Genomic DNA, 15299 nt, shown 5'->3' on the forward strand with positions numbered 1-15299 from the left:
ACAGCACTGTCTGCCTTGGCGCCGAATCGGGTCTGAGATCCGGCCTTGAGGGTGAGATTCATCAGTTGCCCCTTCATAGCCGACCTGCCCCGGCACTGGCACGGCAGACATAGCTATCGGCTTTCAGGCCGAAGCGGGCCTGATATTCCAGCTCAATGGCGGCGATCACCTCATTCAATCGCTCCGGCCGCAGCAGGGCGACCACGCACCCCCCGAAGCCACCTCCAGTCATACGCACTCCCCCTTCACTGCCAATCCTTGCCTTGATGATCTCCACCAAGCCATCGATGGGGGGCACGGTGATTTCAAAATCATCGCGCATGGCGGCGTGGGACTCTGCCATCAGGGTGCCGAGCCTGGGGAGGTCGCCGTTGGCCAATGCCTCTGCGGCGGCCAGGGTGCGGCCATTCTCGCCGACTATGTGGCGGGCACGGCGATAGCAGGCCTCGTCCAGCCCGGCCTTGTTCGCCTCCAGGGTGGCGTCATCGAGGTCGCGCAGCGCCCTGACACCGTAGTGACGGGCCGCAGTCTCACACTGTTGGCGGCGCAGGTTGTACTCGCTGTCGACCAGGCCGCGGCGCACGTTGGAGTTGATGATGAGCACAGCGAGATCCATCGGCATGGGGATCAGGCGGCTCTCCAGGCTGCGGCAATCGAGTAGCAAGGCATGGTCCGGCTTGGCGCAGGCCGAAATCATCTGATCCATGATGCCGCAGTTGCAGCCGACAAACAGGTTCTCCGCCTGCTGACCGTTGAGGGCTATCTCGGCCTGGCTGATGTCGAGGTTCAGCGCCTCCTTGAAGGCCTGGCCTATTGCCACCTCCAGGGAGGCGGAGGAGGAGAGTCCGGCCCCTTGGGGCACATTGCCGGAGACCACCAGATCCAGGCCGCGCAAGGGTTGACCCCGCGCTTGCAGGTATTTCACCACGCCACGGATGTAGTCGCTCCAACGCTGGTCGGGATGGTGCTCGATGGGATCATCCAGGGAGAACTCGTCGCGCTCTTCCCCGTAGTCGGCGGCGATGACTCGCACTGTGGCATCTTGGCGCAGGCCGATGGCGACGCAGGTTTCGTAATCGATGGCGCAAGGCAGCACGAAGCCGTCGTTATAGTCGGTATGCTCGCCGATGAGGTTGACCCGACCCGGAGCGCGGATCATCAGGTCGGCGGCCCGGCCAAATGCCTTCTGGAAGAGGGTGCTGGCCCTGTGGCTGGGGTGATTCATGGGGTGGATCCTCGCATCTTGTAGTGGACGGGGCTTAGGGCGCGCAGGCGTTCGGCGGCCTGCTCCGGGGTAAGATCGCGCTGGGTTTCGGCCAGCATCTCGAAACCCACCATGAACTTGCGCACAGTGGCAGATCGCAGCAGGGGCGGGTAGAAGTGGGCATGAAGCTGCCAGGCCTCGGGGCAAGTCGAGTGCGGCGGCGCGAAGTGCCAGCCCATGGAGTAGGGAAAACTGCATTCGAACAGGTTGTCGTAGCGGCTGGTGAGCTCCTTGAGGGCCAGGGCTAAGTCCTGCTGCAAGGCGGGGGTGAGGCTCAGCAGGGAGGGCAGATGGCTCTTGGGCAGGAGAAGGGTCTCAAACGGCCAAGCGGCCCAGAAGGGCACCACCGCCAGCCAGTGCTCTGTCTCCACGACGATGCGCGATCTGTCCGCCAGCTCCCGTTCCACATAATCGAGCAGCAGGGGGCGGCCGTGCTCGGCCAGCCAGCGCTGCTGGCGCTCCTGCTCTCTGGCTATCTCATTGGGAAGAAAGTTGCTGCCCCAGATCTGACCATGGGGGTGAGGATTCGAGCAGCCCATGACGGCGCCCTTGTTTTCGAATACTTGCACCCACTCCCACTGCTGGGAGAGCTCGGCCACCTGGTCGCGCCAGGTCTGGATCACCGCCTCTATCTCGGGCAGGCGCAGCTCTGGCAGGGTCTTGCCGTGATCCGGCGAGAAGCAGATGACACGACTGGTGCCACGGGCGGCCTCCAGTTGCAGCAGCGGATCCTGATCCATCTGCGCTGCCGGGGTGTCTTGCATCAGGGCGGCAAAGTCGTTGGTGAAGACGAAGGTGTCGCTGTAGTCGGGGTTCTTGTCGCCACTGACCCGGGTATTACCGGCGCAGAGGAAGCAATCGGGATCATGGGCGTGGCTCGGCGCCTCGCTTATCTTCTCAATCTGGCCCTGCCAAGGGCGCTTGGCCCTGTGGGGGGAAACCAGCACATACTGGCCGGTCAAGGGATTGAAGCGGCGGTGGGGGTGATCCAGGGGATCGAACATCATCACACCTCGTGACTGTTTGTCATGAAAAGGGGGTTACAGCGCCGACCTTGGCGAACGGGCCGCTGAGGCCAGATAGCGGTTCATTGGTCATAACCCTGGGGGTTGAGGGACTGCCAACGCCAGCTGTCGGCGCACATGGCGCCGAGATCGCGACTGGCGAACCACCCCAGATCCTGTCTGGCCCGGGTGGGATCGGCCCAGCATTCGGCGATGTCTCCCGGGCGTCTTGGTTCCAACAAATAGGCGATAGGTCGGCCGCATGCCTGCTCGAATGCCCGAACCATTTGCAACACGCTCTGAGGCTGACCCGTTCCCAGGTTATAGGCATGGACTCCGGGGCGATCGACGCAGTGTTGCAGCGCCTTGACGTGCCCTTCGGCAAGATCCATTACATGGATATAGTCGCGAACACCTGTGCCATCCAGGGTGGGGTAATCGTTACCAAACACTGAAAGCTGTGGGCGCCGACCGATGGCAACCTGAGTCAAAAATGGCATGAGATTGTTGGGGATGCCCTGGGGATCCTCCCCCATAGTGCCGGATTCATGGGCACCAACCGGATTGAAGTAACGCAGCAGTGTCATGCTCCAGTTGGGCTCGGCGACCTGCAGATCCTCGAGGATCTGTTCGATGATCAGCTTGGATCGGCCATAGGGATTGGTAGCCGAGCGGGGGAAGTCCTCGCGGATCGGCACGCTGGTCGGATCGCCATAGACGGTAGCCGAGGAGCTGAACACCAGGTTGTGAACGTGCGCCCGCGCCATGGCCTGCAGCAGATCCAGGGTACCGGCGACATTGTTCTGGTAATAGGCCAGCGGGATCCGGGTCGATTCTCCCACGGCCTTGAGCGCGGCAAAGTGGATGACGGCGCCAATCTCATGCTCGGTGAAGATGCGATCCAGCAGGGCGGCATCTCTGATATCCCCTTGATAAAAAACAGGCTTCTGACCAGAAATGGTGGCGATGCGATCCAGCACGGCCAGCTTGCTGTTGCAGAGATTATCCAGGATCAGCGGTGTGATGCCTGCGGCCTGCAATGCGAGGCAGGTGTGGCTGCCTATGTAGCCGCAACCGCCTGTGACCAATACCTTCATTCCTTGTCTCCGGCAAAGGGGGGTGTGGATCAGGAGTCTAGCTGAGCCTCTGGCGAGCAAACTGTGAACTGGTTAACAGAATCATGTAAACGATTACACTTGTTTGCACACTCCCGGTTGGATCCGTGGCCCTATTTCCCCTGTTATCCAAGGCGTTGCTGGTTATAATGGCCAGGTCGCGGTCAGTGAAAAGAGTGAAAACAGCATGAGTACCATCAAGGATGTCGCCCGTCTTGCCAATGTCTCGGTGGCAACGGTTTCACGGGTGATGAACAACTCTCCCAAGGCGAGTGCCACCTCGCGCGCCCTGGTCCAGCAAGCCATGACCGAGCTGGGTTACACCCCCAACGCCAACGCCAGGGCCCTCGTCAGCCGGACCTGTGACACTATGGGCGTGGTGGTCAACGATGTGGCCGACCCTTTCTTCGGTGCCCTGATCAAGGGGGTGTCCGGGGTCGCCGTGGAGCGGGGCTTGCACCTGTTGATGGGTAATGGTTTTCACAATGCGGAGCAGGAGCGGGGTGCCATCGAACTGCTGATCGGCAAACGCTGTGAGGCCCTGGTGGTACACAGCAAGGTGCTCAGTGACGAGGTGCTGATTGATTACGCCATGCGAGTACCGGGCATGGTATTGATTAACAGAGATATTCCAGCCTTGAAGGGGCGCTGTATCTCCCTCAACAACAGGTTGGGCGCCGCCACCGCCACGCGCCACCTGCTGGAGCTGGGTCATAGCCGTATTGGCTTCCTCGGCTCGGATCACGCCATCGAAGATGCCAGCTCCCGGCTGCAGGGCTATCGCGACGCCCTGAGCGATGCGGGAGTGGTGGCAGATGCCGAGCTGGTGGAGTGCGGTACCCCAAATGAAGAGGGGGGGGAGCGAGCCATGCTCAATCTGCTCGCCAAGGGGCTGACGGTGACCGCCCTGGTGGCTTACAACGATGCCATGGCCGCCGGAGCCATTTCTGTGCTGGCCGATAACGGCCTCAAGGTGCCGGAGGAGGTGTCCGTGGTCGGCTTTGACGACATCATCTACGCCAGATATCTGAGACCCAAACTATCTACCATGCGCTACCCCATCGAGTTAATGGCGGCTCAGGCGGCCAAGTTGGCGTTGCAGTTGGCCGCAGGCGAAGGCGAGGCGCAGCAGAGTCGCATCTATACGCCAACCCTGATCAATCGCCACTCGGTCGCCCCCCTGCGCAGCTGAATCCTTATCTTGGCCTTGCCAGAAACAGCAGGCCCGTCATCAGGCGGGTCTGCTGTTTCTGGCATCGTCAGTCATGCCAACGGGTCGGGGGTTGGGGGATCTGCGGCCAGCTCCCCCGACCAATTGGACCATGAGTGTTGCTCGCATGATGACTATTGTGGCTCTCACCCTGCATTATCCCGGCCTCACACATCGAAGTGTAATCGTTTACATCTTTGTGAGGCAGATCGCCGTTTCCCCATAAAAACTTCACTACACTGCAGCTGTTTTCCGAATAATCAGGGAGAGGAAACATGCTCAGGGAGATTCTGGCGCGCCGAGACTGGCAGAACCAGGGCGTCACATCGGTCAATCGCCTGGCGGCGCATACGCCTCTCGCCAGTTGGCGCGATGAGGAAGCGGCACGCGCCGATCTGCCCTCCGACTCCCGGTTGCTGCTCGACGGCGACTGGCACTTCTCCTTCTTCGAGACTCCCGAGCTGGTGCCCGAACAGTGGGTTCAGCAGGATCTGGCTGATGCCTGCCTCATCCGGGTGCCTGGCAACTGGCAGCTAGATGGTGCCTATCCGGGCACACGGCCTCAGACCGATGGCCCCATCTACACCAATATCAAATACCCTTTCCCCTGCGATCCTCCTCGGGTGCCAAGCCAGAATCCGACCGGGTGCTACTCTCGTCATCTGCATTTACCCGCCAATTGGCTGGCTTCTGGACAGACGCGCATCATCCTGGATGGAGTCAGCAGCGCCTGCCATCTGTTTTGCAACGGCCACTGGGTCGGTTATTCCCAGGACAGCCGCCTGCCCGCCGAGTTCGACCTGACTCCTTGTCTGCGCGAGGGGGAGAACCGGATAGCTCTGCTGGTACTGAGGTGGTCCGATGGCTCCTATCTCGAAGATCAGGACATGTGGTGGCTCTCAGGCATCTTCCGCTCGGTCAGCCTGCTTCATAAACCCGAACGTCATATCGCCGATCTGCGCATCACCCCGCAGCTCGATGCCTGCTATCGGGATGCTCAGCTCAAGCTGGCGGTACAGGTGGCGGGTGGTGCCGGATTGAGCCTGAGAGCCGTGCTCTATCAAGGTGACCATCCGGTAGCCTGTCTGGAGCAAGGGGTGGGCACGGCCCCCATCGATGAGAAAGGACGCTTTGAAGATCGCGCCGAACTGATGGTGAAGGTAGACAACCCGGCCAAGTGGAGCGCCGAAGCGCCTCATCTCTATCGGTTGACCCTGACGCTGCTCGATGAGCAGGGCGCGCCCATAGAGAGCGAGGCCCATGATGTGGGTTTTCGGGCGGTGGAGATCCAGGGCGGTCTGCTGCGTCTCAATGGCCAACCCTTGCTGATCCGTGGCGCCAATCGTCACGAGCATGATCCCACCCGGGGTCATGCCATCGATGTGACCAGCATGGCGCGAGACCTGACCCTGATGAAGCAGCACAACTTCAACGCGGTGCGCTGTGCCCATTACCCCAACCATCCCGAATTCTACCGGCTCTGTGACAGGCTGGGTCTCTATGTGGTGGATGAGGCGAATCTGGAGACCCACGGCATGAGCCCCATGGGCCGCCTGGCCCAGGACTCCGCATGGGCCACCGCCTTTTTGGAGCGCATCACCCGGCTGGTCGCTCGCGATTTCAACCATCCCAGCATCATCATCTGGTCCCTGGGCAACGAGTCCGGCTATGGCGCGGCGCACGATGCCATGTATGCCTGGGTCAAGGGCACGGATCCGAGCCGCCCCGTGCAGTACGAGGGGGGCGGCGCCAACACTCCGGCCACCGACATCATCTGTCCCATGTATGCGCGCACCCACCAGGATCAGCCCTTCCCGGCGGTGCCCAAGTGGGCGCTGGCCAAGTGGATAGGACTGCCCGGCGAGCAGCGGCCCCTGATCCTGTGCGAATACGCCCACGCCATGGGTAACAGCCTGGGCGGCTTTGCCGATTACTGGCAGGCATTTCGTGACCATCCCCGTCTGCAAGGTGGCTTTGTCTGGGATTGGGTCGATCAGGGGTTGGACAAGCTGACCGGGGATGGCCGCCATTTTTGGGCCTATGGCGGCGATTTTGGCGATCTGCAAAACGATCGCCAGTTCTGTATCAATGGCTTGTTGTTCCCGGACAGAACTCCTCACCCGGCGCTGTTCGAGGCCAAGCGGGCCCAGCAGCCGTTCCGTTTCAAGTTGTTGTCGCACAACCCACTGGTGGTGCATATCGAGAGCGAGCTGTTGTTCCGTGCGACGGACAACGAGCGGTTGCGTTGGCGGCTGTGCGAGCAAGGGGTGGTACTGCGAGAGGGTGAATGCCCACTCACATTGGCGCCTCAGGCGGCACATTCGCTGACCTTGCTGCCAACACTGCCTGCTTTTGCTGCGGGCACGCTTGCCTGGCTGGATCTCTGCATCGAGCAGGTGGATGCCACCCCTTGGTCTGCGGCGGATCATGAGCTGGCTCGTCAGCAGTTCTCTCTGCCGACCCCCCTCGCCCTGCCTCAACCCAGGACACCGGCTCGTTTGGAAGAGCGGGCGGATACCTGGCAGGTACTGGCTGGCGAGAGTCAATGGTGGCTGGACAAGGCGAGTGGTCGCATCACGGGCTGGCGCAAGGGCGGGCGTGAGCGTCTGCTGGGCGAGCTTGCCGATCACTTCTATCGCGCGCCACTGGATAACGACATCGGCACCAGTGAGGCGGACCATCAGGATCCCCACTCCTGGATTGCCCGCTGGCAACAGGCCGGGCTCGGCGAGCTGAATCACCGTTGCCTGGGGATAACGCGAGTGGGGGAGGCCAGCTTGCAGGTGGAGCATGGCTACTTCGTCGACGAACAACTCAGGATCCTGACCCGCTGGCGTCACGAATTCGATGCCGGCGGCGCCATGACGCTCGCCATCGAAGCCTTGGTGAGCGATGACTTCCCCTCCTTGCCGCGAATTGGTGCCAGCCTCTGGTTGGCGGAGACAGTCGACAGTATCGAGTGGCTAGGTCGTGGTCCTCATGAAAATTATCCGGATCGTTGTCTGAGCGCCGATCTAGGCCGCTGGCAGCTGCCCATTGCCGAGCTGCACACCCCCTATATTTTCCCCACCGACAACGGCCTGCGCAGCCAGGTATGTGAACTGCAACTGGGGGATCTCAGGGTCGAGGGGGAATTTCACTTCAGCATCAGTCCCTATCGCCAGGCCCAATTGGCCGAGGCTCGCCATCAGACAGACCTGACTGCCGAGGGAGGGATTCATCTTTGCCTCGACGGTTTCTACATGGGGATCGGGGGGGACGACTCCTGGAGCCAGAGCGTGCGACCGGAATATTGGCTGACACCGGGGAGATACTATTGGAACTCTATACTAAGCTAATTTCGGCGACAGAACATGACATTCACCCCAAGGGTGGTCAGGGTCAAATAGGGCCATTCGCAATATAACCATTTGTTTTATATCAAACAAATCACTATGTAACAGAGTGTAAACGTTTTCATTTTGTCGTCAGGATCACAGATTAAATGACAACAACCTGATTACATTAGACTTACACCAGCTCGATTGGTGTACAGCTTTCCTACAAAACAGATAGACACACCGGAGCATAACAATGAGAAAAATCACGACAGTTGCCGCCGTGCTGATGAGCCTGATGGCAGGCGCAACCGCCCATGCTGAAACCCGTATCGGGGTTACCGTCTACAAGTATGACGATAACTTCATGGCAGTTGTTCGCAAGGCGATCGAGAAGGAAGCGGCGGCGACCCCGAGTGTGGAACTGCTGATGAATGACTCCCAGAATGACCAGTCCAAGCAGAACGACCAGATCGACGTGCTGCTGGCCAAGGGTGTCAAGGCATTGGCCATCAACCTGGTTGATCCGGCCGCCGCCCCTGTCGTGATTGAGAAGGCCCGTGGCGAAGATATCCCCGTGGTGTTCTACAACAAGGAACCCAGTGCTGCCGATCTGGCCAGCTATGACAAGGCCTACTACGTGGGCACCGACTCCAAGGAGTCAGGCATCATCCAGGGTCAGCTGATCGCCAAACACTGGAAAGCTCACCCTGAGTGGGACTTGAACAAAGATGGCGTCATCCAGTTCGTGCTGCTCAAGGGCGAGCCGGGCCACCCGGATGCGGAAGCCCGTACAACCTACGTCATCAAGACCCTGAATGATGGCGGTCTCAAGACGGATCAACTGCACATGGATACCGGCATGTGGGATACCGCCATGGCGAAAGACAAGATGGATGCCTGGATCTCCGGCCCCAACGCCAACAAGATTGAAGTGGTCATCGCCAACAACGATGGCATGGCGATGGGTGCCGTCGAGTCGCTGAAGGCACAAGGCAAGTCAGCCATCCCGGTATTCGGTGTCGATGCGTTGCCCGAGGCGCTGGCCATGGTCAAGAGCGGTGCCATGGCGGGTACAGTGCTGAACGATGCGGCCAACCAGGCCAAGGCCACCTTCGAGCTGACCAAGAACCTGGCTGAAGGCAAACCGGCTGGTGAAGGCACCAAGTGGAATATCGACAACAAGGTCGTCCGTGTTGCCTATGTGGGTGTGGATAAAGACAACCTGTCTCAATTCGAGTAATCCCTCCTCCAGGGCAAGGGAGATCCCCTTGCCCTTTTTTCAACCAGATGTGATGGCTGATATGACAACACAGCAACAATCAGAATGGCTGTTGGAGATGATTGACGTCAGTAAAAGCTTTCCCGGCGTCAAGGCACTCGATAATGTCAATTTACGGGTCCGTCCTCATTCTGTGCATGCGTTGATGGGCGAGAACGGGGCAGGTAAATCTACGCTGCTCAAATGCCTGTTCGGCATCTATGAGAAAGATCAGGGCAAGATCTTCTTCAAGGGACAAGAGATCAACTTCACCTCCTCCAAAGAGGCGTTGGAGAATGGCGTTTCCATGGTGCATCAGGAGCTGAACCTGGTATTGCAACGCACTGTGATGGACAACATGTGGCTCGGCCGCTACCCCACCAAGGGTTGGTTTGTCGACCATGGCAAGATGTATGAAGACACCAAGCACATCTTCGACGAGCTGGATATTGATATAGACCCACGGGTCAAGGTGGGCACGCTTTCCGTCTCCCAGATGCAGATGATCGAGATTGCCAAGGCATTCTCCTACGATGCCAAGATCGTCATCATGGATGAGCCGACCTCCTCCCTGACCGAGAAAGAGGTCAACCATCTCTTCAAGATCATCAACAAGTTGAAAGAGAAGGGCTGCGGCATCGTCTACATCTCTCACAAGATGGAGGAGATCTTCCAGCTATGTGACGAGATCACCATATTGCGGGATGGCCAGTGGGTGGCGACCCAGCCGCTCAAAGGCATGACCATGGACCAGATCATCGGCATGATGGTTGGCCGTGAATTGACCCAGCGCTTCCCTGAAAAAACCAATCAGCCCAAAGAGGTGATCCTCGAGGTTGAACATCTGACGGCCAAGAACCAGCCCTCCATTCAGGACGTGACCTTCAACCTGCATAAGGGGGAGATCCTCGGCATCGCCGGACTGGTGGGGGCCAAGCGCACCGACATCGTCGAGACTCTGTTCGGTATCCGCGATCACAGCGGGGGAGTCATCAAGATCCATGGCAAGGTCGTGGCCAATCACACCGCCCACGAGGCCATCTTGAATGGTTTTGCCCTGGTGACGGAGGAGCGCCGTTCCACCGGTATCTATTCGCGCCTCGACATCGCCTTCAACTCCCTGATCGCCAACATGGACAGCTACAAGGGATCCATGGGGCTGCTCAGCAACACCAAGATGAAGAGCGATACCCAGTGGGTCATCGACTCCATGCGCGTCAAGACCCCGACCCAGCAGACACAGATCGGCTCCCTGTCGGGGGGCAATCAGCAGAAGGTCATTATCGGCCGCTGGCTGCTGACTCAGCCGGAAATCTTGATGCTGGATGAACCGACCCGAGGCATTGACGTGGGTGCCAAGTTCGAGATCTACCAGCTCATCCTGGAGCTGGCCAAGAAGGACAAGGGCATCATCATCATCTCCTCAGAGATGCCTGAGCTGCTGGGGATCACGGACCGCATCATGGTCATGAGCAATGGCCGGGTCGCCGGGATCGTCAATACCAAAGAAACTGACCAGAGCGAGATATTGCGCCTGGCATCTCTGTACCTCTAGAGATAGGAAGACATTTATGGAGTCGGCTAAAAATTTCAATCTGATGCAGGCGCTCAAAGAGAACGGCATCTATGTGGTGTTGCTGGTGCTGCTCATGATCATCGTGATCAAGGAACCATCCTTCCTGAGCCTCACCAACCTCAGCAACATCCTGACCCAATCCTCGGTGCGGGTCATCATAGCGCTGGGTGTGGCGGGCATCATCATTACCCAGGGCACCGATTTGTCGGCCGGTCGTCAGGTCGGTCTGGCGGCGCTTATCGCCGCCACCATGTTGCAGTCGCTGACCAACGTCAACAAGGTGTTCCCCGCCCTGGGGGAGGTGCCCATCCCCATGGTGATCCTGCTGGTGTGCGCCGTGGGTGCTCTGATAGGCCTGGTCAACGGCTTGATCGTTGCCTACCTGAACGTGACGCCCTTCATCACCACCTTGGGCACCATGATCATCGTTTATGGCATCAACTCGCTCTACTTTGATTCTGTGGGAGCCTCCCCAGTGGCAGGCTTTGACCCCCGCTTCTCCAGCTTTGCACAGGGATTTATCCGGATAGGCAGCTTCAAGCTCTCTTACCTAACCTTCTATGCGGCCATTGCCAGCGTCTTCGTCTGGGTACTGTGGAACAAGACCCGCTTTGGCAAGAACATCTTCGCCATCGGCGGCAACCCTGAAGCCGCTAAGGTCTCTGGCGTCAACGTGGCCGTCAACCTGGTCATGATCTATGCCTTGGCCGGTGTCTTCTATGCCTTTGGCGGCATGCTAGAAGCGGGTCGAGTTGGCAGTGCGACCAACAACCTGGGCTTCATGTATGAACTTGATGCCATCGCGGCCTGTGTGGTGGGCGGGGTGTCGTTTGCCGGTGGTGTGGGTACGGTCGCCGGGGTGATCACCGGGGTGCTCATCTTCACCCTGATCAACTACGGCCTGACCTATATCGGCGTCAGCCCTTATTGGCAGTTCATCATCAAGGGCGGCATCATCATATTGGCGGTGGCGCTGGATTCGATGAAATACGCCAAGAAGAAGTAAGCACATTGGCAGTTAGAAAACGCAGGTTCGGCCTGCGTTTTCTTTTGGAGGTACCATGGCTTTTAAGATCAAGATATATGCACTTCTGCTTCTGGCCATATTGATCACGGTCGCCACCTCCTGGGTGAGCGTCAATCACTTCATCAGTGGTTACATCCGTGACCAGGCAAGCCACAACATCGATGAGCAGATCACTCTGGTCAAAGAGAAGCTGGCGGGGGACATCAATCAGAAGATAGTGCTGGCTGCCAACCTCAACTTCGGGGTGACCAACGTCAAGAAAACCCTGGAGGAGACGGGATTCCTCAACATCGTCAAGGTGATTGGGGACATGGCCTTCGACAGCAATGGTGTCATCAAGGAGCCGGCCCGGGTCGAGGCGCTACGCCAGCTGATCCCACAGGCTCGTAACCAGATCCAGGTCAGCGGCTTGCAACAGATAGAGGGCAAGCCAGCCATCTCCATCCTGGTACCGCGCGGCGATGATTCTGCCTACATTTATTACCTCGATATGAGCGAGTTCAGTGCCCTGCTGCAGAGAATGGGCGGCGAAGGCCGTCACTTCGAACTGGCCGATAGCCAGGGGCAACTGCTCTATAGCGACAAACCGGGTGGTGAGTCCCTCCCCAAGGTGCATGAACTGGACATTCGCGGTCAGCCGTGGCGACTGACCGGCTTCATCGACCAGACCTATATCCAGACCATGACCCAGGCCATCAACGGCAAGATCACCCTGGCCCTGCTCGGGGTTGCCGTGGTGGTGATGGCGTTGGCCATGCTGGCGTTCAATCTGGCCTATAGACCCATTATCTCCTTGAAAGGACTGGTACTGGCCCTCTCCGAGGGGAATGGCGATCTGACCCGGCGTTTACAGGTGGCCAGCCAAGACGATCTCGGCCAGATATCGGCGGGCATCAATCGCTTCATCGCCCAGTTGCAGGAGATGATGCTGGAGGTGAGACAGGCAAGCGGTCAACTGCACCGCGAGATAGGCGGCCTGACCGGGCAGACCCTGGCCGCGCAACGGCTGTTGGCGACCCATGTCAGCGAGACGGAGCAGGTTGTCACCGCAGTCAACGAGATGAGCGCCACCGCCGTATCCGTTTCCCGCAGCGCCGCAGATACCGCCACCTTGACCCGCCAGAGCGAGCAACTGGCGATGGCTTCGCGGGAGGTGGTGGATACCGCTATGCGCAGCGTCATGGCTCTGGTAGATGAGGTGGAAGCGACATCGGGCTCGGTACAAGCGATGCAGCAAGAAGTACAGCAAATTGGTTCTGTCCTGGGGGTTATCGGTAGCATCGCCGAGCAGACTAACCTGCTGGCCCTCAATGCCGCCATCGAAGCGGCGCGTGCCGGCGAGCAAGGGCGCGGCTTTGCCGTGGTGGCAGACGAAGTTCGCTCGCTGGCGGCCCGAACCCAGCAGAGCACGGCGGAGATACAGGCCATGCTGGCCCGCTTGCAGCGCGGCAGTACTGGGGTGGTGGAGGCCATGTCCATGACAAGGCAACGTTGCCAGAGCGCGGCCGAGAACACGACTCGGGTAAACGAGTCTCTGGATACGATGATGGGCGAGGTGGTGGAGATCAATGGCCTAATCACTCATATCGCCACTGCCGCTGAGCAACAGAGTGCGGTCGCCGAGGAGATCAATCGCAACATGAGTGCCATCGCCGAAGTGATCCGTCAGCTCAAGGGCAATGGTGAGGCCACCGTCGCCAGTTCGGGGGCCATGAAGCAGACCTATGACAGGTTGGGCCAGATCGTGGCGCATTTTCGCCTGGCGTAGCCAGCAGAGTGGGTTTAATTACGCAGAGATGAGCGGGGCGGCGAAAGTCGCCTCTTGCTACGGGGTTGGGTATCTGTGGCGAAAACCCATAAAGATGGGGGCGACATGCGTCGCCCCCGATAGTCTTATCGTTCATATCCGTGAACGAAGTTGCTCCCTGCAATCCCTGACTATACCTCTTCCTTTAGGTTTCCCCTTCCCAATCCTTTGGGGTGTCCTTTAGCCATCATGGCCTGACGAGTCATCCATTCCCGTCGCACTTTCTCCATCCTGGGAGGTGTCCTTTACCACATCCTGTGGTGAGTCCATTTGCCCAACCCTGGCAGCCAATCTTCCTGATTGACTTCGACTGCGTCCGTGCAGGAGTAACTATAAGGATTTTCGACTGGCTAACAACGCGATCTTGAAAAACGTTTTACCCCCTTGCTTTTCCATCAAGTCAACTCTAGTTAATTGTTGTTTTAAATCAATTCTCTATCGTTTTTTATTGCGGTTTATAAGATGTGTCAATCCGACTCTGCCTGTCTGGTTTTTGGCTTATCGCTCACGCCTTTAATGGCGAATATCTCACACGAAGTTCAAACCAGTCTCAGTCGAACTCATCCGAATGGATTAAGCCGCAGGCTCCGCGTCTGTTGGCACTGATCATGGCGGCGAGGGCCCCCGATGCAGCCCTGAATGTGGGGGAGAAGCTTGTCTCCCGGACACGAACTCAGCACTGTCAGGGCGGGGAGCTAGGCCAGCCCCAGACATTGCCTGCAAAAGTGGAGAAGCTGGCCAGCGCAGTCCCTTCTGTTATCTGCCGCCATAGTGACAAGAGGAGAGGGGTAACAGACGGGAGGATGGTGAACTGCCCGTCGGCAGGGCGAGCAAGCGTCAGTGAAGCGGGCATGGCTATAGGGAGATGGGGTAAAGAAGCAAGGGAAGGCGGGCCTTCCCTTGCATTGCTGCTTAGTAGTGTTGCGTGCCGCCGCGCCAGATGCAGACGTATTCGGGTACCAGCATTTGCGGCATGTTGTCCACATGGCATACCACCATAGGTATGGCGGGGGCACCGTCTGCCTGAGCCAGGGTTGGCGTCATGGGCAGAACCAGTGCAGCAAGCAGAAGCAGGGGTTTGATGTTCATGGAGCTCTCCTTGATGACATTTATGACGGAAGCGTTAACGTCATATGGATACCGTTGTGATCCGGATCACTTTTCTAGTTAAGTTGAGCAAACCCCCACTGCAAGGATTTTTCATAAATTCAACTAATGAAAAAAGTTTCAAAACAGTGAAAGGCGACGTCACTGGAGTGACAAGCCGCAAGATGCGTTTTTATTGCATAGCCAGCCGGACAGGCCCATGGCTCTTGGGGCTGACAGCCCTTTCCCCACTATCCTGAGTCACTTGTCTTGATCCAGAACAATAAAATATCTATGCATGAAATCATGGCGGTATGACTTTTTATCGCGATGATGTTCCCTCAAGACGATGTGAAAAATGCAAACACTTGCATATAAAGCCATTTATTGATGGCGCATTAATTTAAGTTATTGTATTTGATTATAAAATGTATTTTTTGGTGCTTGTGGAATATGAGTTAACAGCACGAGCATGAGGCGGGGAAAAGGAATAAAGTACTATAATAATGAATGGTTATGCTAAGTGGTCCGAAGCTTAATTGCTGGTTATGTCGATGGGATCAAACAAATGGGCTGCATTTTATTCAGTTGTGGTTGCATGTGATCTAAGTCTGGTTTTTCATGTTTTTACA

Annotated in this window: 10 protein-coding genes; 6 read left to right on the plus strand and 4 right to left on the minus strand. The window is 58.0% G+C overall.

Going from position 1 to position 15299, the window contains the following annotated elements:
• Positions 1 to 73: 73 nt before the first annotated feature.
• The 3 genes from galK to galE all read right to left on the minus strand — a co-directional run bounded on the left by galK (position 74) and on the right by galE (position 3365).
• Positions 74 to 1225 carry a galactokinase gene (gene galK / locus ACSMDR_RS11230; RefSeq protein WP_005890691.1) on the minus strand — a complete coding sequence of 384 codons (1152 nt, stop codon included), beginning with the start codon at positions 1223 to 1225 and terminating at the stop codon, positions 74 to 76.
• Positions 1222 to 2268 carry a UDP-glucose--hexose-1-phosphate uridylyltransferase gene (locus tag ACSMDR_RS11235; protein WP_040318785.1) on the minus strand — a complete coding sequence of 349 codons (1047 nt, stop codon included), beginning with the start codon at positions 2266 to 2268 and terminating at the stop codon, positions 1222 to 1224. Before ACSMDR_RS11235 ends, galK begins: the two co-directional genes overlap by 4 nt.
• 83 nt (positions 2269 to 2351) lie before the next feature.
• Entirely contained in the window at positions 2352 to 3365 is a 1014-nt protein-coding gene (galE, locus tag ACSMDR_RS11240; protein ID WP_005890697.1) for a UDP-glucose 4-epimerase GalE, read from the minus strand.
• Positions 3366 to 3570: 205 nt separating this feature from the next.
• On the opposite strand from galE, the gene ACSMDR_RS11245 reads away from it, so the two are divergent.
• The 6 genes from ACSMDR_RS11245 to ACSMDR_RS11270 all read left to right on the plus strand — a co-directional run bounded on the left by ACSMDR_RS11245 (position 3571) and on the right by ACSMDR_RS11270 (position 13542).
• Positions 3571 to 4575, plus strand: coding sequence for a substrate-binding domain-containing protein (locus ACSMDR_RS11245; protein ID WP_005890699.1), 1005 nt, complete (start codon positions 3571 to 3573; stop codon positions 4573 to 4575).
• A gap of 293 nt (positions 4576 to 4868) precedes the next feature.
• Positions 4869 to 7931, plus strand: a complete 3063-nt coding sequence (locus ACSMDR_RS11250; RefSeq protein WP_436468326.1) for a beta-galactosidase — start codon at positions 4869 to 4871, stop codon at positions 7929 to 7931.
• A 235-nt stretch (positions 7932 to 8166) separates the two neighbouring features.
• Positions 8167 to 9153 carry a galactose/glucose ABC transporter substrate-binding protein MglB gene (mglB, locus tag ACSMDR_RS11255; protein ID WP_005890705.1) on the plus strand — a complete coding sequence of 329 codons (987 nt, stop codon included), beginning with the start codon at positions 8167 to 8169 and terminating at the stop codon, positions 9151 to 9153.
• Between the two features lie 52 nt (positions 9154 to 9205).
• Positions 9206 to 10726, plus strand: coding sequence for a galactose/methyl galactoside ABC transporter ATP-binding protein MglA (gene mglA / locus ACSMDR_RS11260; protein ID WP_005890708.1), 1521 nt, complete (start codon positions 9206 to 9208; stop codon positions 10724 to 10726).
• Between the two features lie 16 nt (positions 10727 to 10742).
• Positions 10743 to 11753 carry a galactose/methyl galactoside ABC transporter permease MglC gene (gene mglC / locus ACSMDR_RS11265; RefSeq protein ID WP_005890710.1) on the plus strand — a complete coding sequence of 337 codons (1011 nt, stop codon included), beginning with the start codon at positions 10743 to 10745 and terminating at the stop codon, positions 11751 to 11753.
• Between the two features lie 55 nt (positions 11754 to 11808).
• Positions 11809 to 13542, plus strand: coding sequence for a methyl-accepting chemotaxis protein (locus ACSMDR_RS11270; protein WP_436468327.1), 1734 nt, complete (start codon positions 11809 to 11811; stop codon positions 13540 to 13542).
• Positions 13543 to 14493: 951 nt separating this feature from the next.
• On the opposite strand, the gene ACSMDR_RS11275 is transcribed toward ACSMDR_RS11270, so the two are convergent.
• Positions 14494 to 14670: a hypothetical protein gene (locus tag ACSMDR_RS11275; RefSeq protein ID WP_005890715.1), complete on the minus strand. Its 177-nt coding sequence runs from the start codon at positions 14668 to 14670 to the stop codon at positions 14494 to 14496.
• Positions 14671 to 15299: the final 629 nt, after the last annotated feature.

The organism is Aeromonas molluscorum, assembly GCF_051376105.1.
In the GTDB taxonomy this organism is placed as follows: Bacteria; Pseudomonadota; Gammaproteobacteria; order Enterobacterales; family Aeromonadaceae; genus Aeromonas; species Aeromonas molluscorum.

Coding starts and splice junctions, on each gene's coding strand:
- galK (WP_005890691.1), bottom strand. CDS start 1,225: ATGAATCACCCCAGCCACAGGGCCAGCACCCTCTTCCAGAAGGCATTT.
- ACSMDR_RS11235 (WP_040318785.1), bottom strand. CDS start 2,268: ATGTTCGATCCCCTGGATCACCCCCACCGCCGCTTCAATCCCTTGACC.
- galE (WP_005890697.1), bottom strand. CDS start 3,365: ATGAAGGTATTGGTCACAGGCGGTTGCGGCTACATAGGCAGCCACACC.
- ACSMDR_RS11245 (WP_005890699.1), top strand. CDS start 3,571: ATGAGTACCATCAAGGATGTCGCCCGTCTTGCCAATGTCTCGGTGGCA.
- ACSMDR_RS11250 (WP_436468326.1), top strand. CDS start 4,869: ATGCTCAGGGAGATTCTGGCGCGCCGAGACTGGCAGAACCAGGGCGTC.
- mglB (WP_005890705.1), top strand. CDS start 8,167: ATGAGAAAAATCACGACAGTTGCCGCCGTGCTGATGAGCCTGATGGCA.
- mglA (WP_005890708.1), top strand. CDS start 9,206: ATGGCTGATATGACAACACAGCAACAATCAGAATGGCTGTTGGAGATG.
- mglC (WP_005890710.1), top strand. CDS start 10,743: ATGGAGTCGGCTAAAAATTTCAATCTGATGCAGGCGCTCAAAGAGAAC.
- ACSMDR_RS11270 (WP_436468327.1), top strand. CDS start 11,809: ATGGCTTTTAAGATCAAGATATATGCACTTCTGCTTCTGGCCATATTG.
- ACSMDR_RS11275 (WP_005890715.1), bottom strand. CDS start 14,670: ATGAACATCAAACCCCTGCTTCTGCTTGCTGCACTGGTTCTGCCCATG.